The 3118-nt window shown below is 76.5% G+C and carries 3 protein-coding genes; 1 reads left to right on the top strand and 2 read right to left on the bottom strand.

The window, feature by feature from the left end:
• Positions 1 to 91: 91 nt before the first annotated feature.
• A complete protein-coding gene (locus ACFWNV_RS39600; protein ID WP_383957190.1) occupies positions 92 to 1540 on the bottom strand; it encodes an MFS transporter in 1449 nt (482 codons plus the stop codon).
• A 115-nt stretch (positions 1541 to 1655) separates the two neighbouring features.
• Here ACFWNV_RS39600 and ACFWNV_RS39595 point away from each other — a divergent pair, with 115 nt between their 5' ends.
• Positions 1656 to 2318 carry a helix-turn-helix domain-containing protein gene (locus ACFWNV_RS39595; protein ID WP_383957187.1) on the top strand — a complete coding sequence of 221 codons (663 nt, stop codon included), beginning with the start codon at positions 1656 to 1658 and terminating at the stop codon, positions 2316 to 2318.
• Here the strand turns inward: ACFWNV_RS39595 and ACFWNV_RS39590 are convergent.
• A complete protein-coding gene (locus ACFWNV_RS39590; RefSeq protein ID WP_383957185.1) occupies positions 2312 to 2944 on the bottom strand; it encodes a class F sortase in 633 nt (210 codons plus the stop codon). The genes ACFWNV_RS39595 and ACFWNV_RS39590 overlap by 7 nt on opposite strands.
• Positions 2945 to 3118: the final 174 nt, after the last annotated feature.

Here is a 3118-nt window from a genome sequence, read left to right as displayed (position 1 = left end):
ACGTACGCCCAGTACGCGAACGCCCCGGCAGCACGCCCAGGCACGGCACCAGACGCCGCGGGCTCGGCCGACAAGATCCGAAAGAGACGACCTAGGCCCGGTCCTTCAGGCGGCCGGGCCCGCTCCCCGAGGCCCGGGCCACCGCACAGAGGAACAGGCCGCAGGCCGTCACGAGGAGCCAGCCCGGCCGGGAGGCCCGGGCGAGGCCGTTGGGGGCGACGCCCGCGGCCAGGGCTCCGGCGACGGCGATGCCGACGGCCGATCCGACCTGGCGGGCGGTGGAGGTGACGGCCCCGGCCACGCCGGCCCGGGACGGCGGGAGCCCGCCGACCGCGGTGTGGGTCAGCGGGGCGTTGGCGAAGCCGAACCCGACGCCGATGAGCAGGTAGGCCGACAGGAGCAGCGGCACGCTCGGATCCGCGCCCGCGTCCGGGCCCAGGGTCAGGCCCACCATGCAGAGCCCGCCCGCCGCGGTGAACCCGCCCGCGAGGAGGAGCGGCCGCCGCGGCCCGAGCCGCCCCGTCAGGCTGCCCGACCAGGGCGCGCAGACGGTGGCCCCGAGCGCCATGGGCAGGGTCGCGGCGCCGGCCGCCAGCGGGGTCCAGCCGCGGGCGTCCTGCAGGTACAGGGTGGTGAGCAGCAGGCTCACGCTCAGCGCGGCGAACACCGCCACCGCGCCCAGGACCGCCGAGGCGAAGGGCGGCCGCCGGAACAGCCCGAGGTCGATCAGGGGCTCGGCCCGGCGGAGCTCGACCCGGGCGAAGCCGGTCACGGCCGCCGCGGCGACGGCGTAGCAGGCCAGGGCCGCGGGGGAGGCCCAGCCGATGCGGGGGCCCTCGATCAGGACGCCGACCGAGACGCACAGGGCCGTCGTGAGGAGCAGCTGGCCGGGCAGGTCGATCCGCCGGGCCCGCTGTCCGCGGGACTCCGGCACGAACACCGCCACCAGGACGAGCGCGCCGACGACCACCGGGGCGTTGATCCAGAACACCGACCGCCAGCCGAGGGCCGCGATGAGGGTCCCGCCGATGACCGGGCCCGCGGCCATGCTGAGCCCGAAGACCGAGGCCCATATGCCGATGGCCCGGGCCCGCTCCCGCGGGTCGGGCATCGCGTTGACCACGATGGCCAGGGCCACCGGGCTCAGCATCGAGGCCCCGACCCCCTGGACGGCCCGCGCCGCCACGAGGAGACCGAGCGAAGGCGCGAGGGCGCAGGCGAGGGAGGCCAGCCCGAAGACGGCCAGCCCGCACCGGAACACCCGGCGGCGTCCGAAGCGGTCGGCGAGGGCGCCCGAGGCGATGAGGAGGCTGGCGAGGACCAGGGTGTAGGCGTCGACGACCCACTCCAGACCGCGGGTGTCCGCCCCCAGGCCCCGTCCGATCGCGGGCAGGCCCACGTTGACGATGGTGGTGTCCACTCCGATGAGGAACATGCTCAGCGCGCAGACGGCCAGCACCGTCCACCGGCGGCGCGTGCCGAGGGCGGGCCCTGCGGCCGCCCCGGCCCCCGTCGGGATCGTCGGGATCGTCGTGGTCATGGGTCCGCCTTCGGTCCGCGACGGCCTGTCGGCCGCCGGCTTCGGATGTCGGCCCATGCTCGGACCGGGCGGCGGCCGGGGCCCAGGAAATTTGCCGATACCGCAAAATGGCCCCATGGACAGGGGCGCCGGAGCAGCGGGACCAGCGGGAGCAACGGGATCAGCGAGAGCAACAGGACCGGCCGGGGGCGCCTCACCATCCGCCGACGACGCCGAACTCGCGCGCACCCTCGACGCCATCGGCCCGCGGCTGCGGGCGCTGCGCCGCGAGCGCGGCCTCACCCTGGAGGCCCTCTCCCAGGCCACCGGGATCTCCGTGAGCACGCTCTCCCGGCTGGAATCGGGCAAACGGCGCCCGACCCTCGAACTGCTCATCCCGCTCGCGCGAACCCACCGCGTCGCCCTGGACCAGCTCGTCGCGCCCCCCGTCACCGGTGACGCGCGCGTCCACCTGAAGCCCCGCCGCAGGGACGGGAGCGTCCTGGTCCCCCTGACGACGTACCCCGGCCGGGTCCAGGTCTTCAAGCAGGTGCTCGCGTACCGGGAGCCGAAACGGGTGACGCACGCCGGCTACGAATGGCTCTACGTGCTCGCCGGCGAGCTCCACCTCGTCATCGGCGAGCGGAGCCTCACCCTGCGCCCCGGCGAGGTCGCCGAGTTCGACACCGGCGAACCCCACTGGTTCGGCCCCGCCGAGGGCGAGGTGGTGGAGATCCTGCACCTGTTCGGACCCCACGGCGACCAGGCCGTCGTCCGCACCGGCCGGGCCGTTCAGTAGGTGCCCGTCAGGTGGGCGAAGACGACCACGTTGCCCTGGTATCCGGTGCGCTTGGAGAAGCCCCCGCCGCAGGTGATGACGCGGAGCTCGGCGCGCGGCGCTGACCCGTACACGAGGGAGTCGGGGAAGGCCTTGGCGTCGTAGACCTCCACCGCGTGGACGCTGAACACGGCCGTACGCCCATCAGCGCGGGCGATCTCGATCAGTGCGCCCCGGCGCAGCGCGCCGAGGTGGTAGAAGACCGCGGGCCCGCTGGCGTCGTCCACGTGCCCGGCGACCACGGCGGTGCCGGTGGCGCCCGGAGTGGTGCCCTCGCGGTACCAGCCCGCCAGGTCCCGGCGGGCGGGCGGCGGTACTTCGAGGCTGCCGTCGGCCTGCAGCCCGAGCCCGGTGAGCGGGGCGTCCACCCGGATGGACGGGATCCGGATCCGGGTGGGCGGGGAGCCGGGGAGCGGGGCGATGGCCCCGGGAAACCGGGCCTGGGCGCTCAGCGCCTCGCCGGGGGAGGGCACCGGGGGCCCGACGGGCTCGCCGGAGCCGCTGCCGATGAGCCAGACGCCGATGCAGGTGGCGAGCGCGACGAGCCCGCCCGCGCGGGCGCGGGCGCGGCGTGCCTCTGCCTCCATGCGGCCCCCTCGGCTTGGTGACGTGTGACGTGTCGTGGTGGGTGGCCGTCGCCCGGCCCCGCGAACGGGGGGGGCCACGCGGGGGGGGGGGCGGGGGGCGGTTCCGGGGGGGGCGCGGCCGGGGGCGCCGGGGGGGGCCCGCACTTACGCGTGCCGCGCGCCCCGCGGCCCCGG

It is taken from the genome of Streptomyces sp. NPDC058401 (assembly GCF_042722885.1).
Taxonomy (GTDB): Bacteria; Actinomycetota; Actinomycetes; order Streptomycetales; family Streptomycetaceae; genus Streptomyces.
This window is presented reverse-complemented; position numbering and strand designations above follow the sequence as displayed.

Coding starts and splice junctions, on each gene's coding strand:
- ACFWNV_RS39600 (WP_383957190.1), bottom strand. CDS start 1,540: ATGACCACGACGATCCCGACGATCCCGACGGGGGCCGGGGCGGCCGCA.
- ACFWNV_RS39595 (WP_383957187.1), top strand. CDS start 1,656: ATGGACAGGGGCGCCGGAGCAGCGGGACCAGCGGGAGCAACGGGATCA.
- ACFWNV_RS39590 (WP_383957185.1), bottom strand. CDS start 2,944: ATGGAGGCAGAGGCACGCCGCGCCCGCGCCCGCGCGGGCGGGCTCGTC.